Raw genomic sequence first — 1,082 nt, 5'->3', positions numbered from 1 at the left:
GGCCGCGTGCTGAGCTACGCCGTGCGTGGGCTCACCCGCCGGCACGGCGTCGGTGAGCATGCCGTCCTTGCCACATCCGACCTCGACCTCGACATCGAACGTGGCGAGGTCTTCGGCGTCCTCGGGCCGAACGGCGCCGGTAAGACCACGCTGGTGCGCCAGCTGATGGGGCTGATACGGCCGGACGCCGGTTCCATCGAGATGTTCGGGTGGGACGTTGTCGCCCGGCCGGACATCCCGCCGCGGCTGGCGGCCTATCTCGGCCAGCAGGACATGGCCCTGGCCGACCTGCCGGTGGGCCGCGCGGTGGAGACCACCGCGCGGCTGCGTGGCCTCGGCCGAGGCGCGGCGCGGGCGGCCCGTGACGCCGTCGTCGACGAACTCGGCCTCACGCCGATCGTGACCCGGCCGATGCGGCAGCTCTCCGGTGGTCAGCGCAGGCTTGCCTCGGTCGCCTGCACCCTGGTCGGCGACCGTGAGGTACTCGTCCTGGACGAGCCGACCACCGGCCTGGACCCCGCAGCCCGGCGCGCGGTGTGGTCGGCGCTCGAACATCGCCGGGCCGCCGCGGGCGTCACCGTGGTGCTGGTCACCCACAACGTCCTGGAGGCGGAGACGGTGCTCGACCGGGTCGCGGTCCTCGACGCCGGCCGGGTGATCGCCTGTGACACCCCCGGACGGCTCAAGGCGTCGGTGAGCAACGACGTCCGATTGGATCTTGTCTGGCGTTGCGAACCACCCGCCCACGACCCGACGATCGCCTTCCTCGCCCGGCAGGCCGAGATCAGCGGCCGCCGCTGGACCACGCGCATGGACGCCGCCGACGCCCGCGACGCGCTCGCGCGGCTTACCACCGGCCCCGCCTTCGCGGCCCTCGACGACTTCACCCTGGCCACGCCGTCCCTTGAGGACGTCTATCTCGCCCTTGGCGGAGCATCCCGCACTCTGGAGCGCACATGACCACGGTTACCCCGTGACCGCCCCCGCAGCCTACGACGCGGCCGGGCAGATCGCCGGCCAGGCTGTCGAGATCGACGGCCGGACCGCCGAGATCGTCGAGATCGTCGATCGGACTGCCGAGA

General features: G+C 72.6%; 1 protein-coding gene. It reads left to right on the top strand.

Annotated features, from left to right (window positions below):
* Window positions 1-6: 6 nt before the first annotated feature.
* On the top strand, window positions 7-960 hold the full coding sequence (locus tag DD1DGNOD_RS18575) for an ABC transporter ATP-binding protein (protein WP_131770711.1): 954 nt from the start codon (window positions 7-9) through the stop codon (window positions 958-960).
* The last annotated feature ends 122 nt before the right edge of the window (window positions 961-1,082 follow it).

This window comes from Candidatus Protofrankia californiensis, from assembly GCF_900634765.1.
Taxonomy (GTDB): domain Bacteria; phylum Actinomycetota; class Actinomycetes; order Frankiales; family Frankiaceae; genus Protofrankia; species Protofrankia californiensis.
The sequence above is the reverse complement of the archived record's forward strand: the minus strand, read 5'-3'. Positions and strand labels throughout refer to the sequence as shown.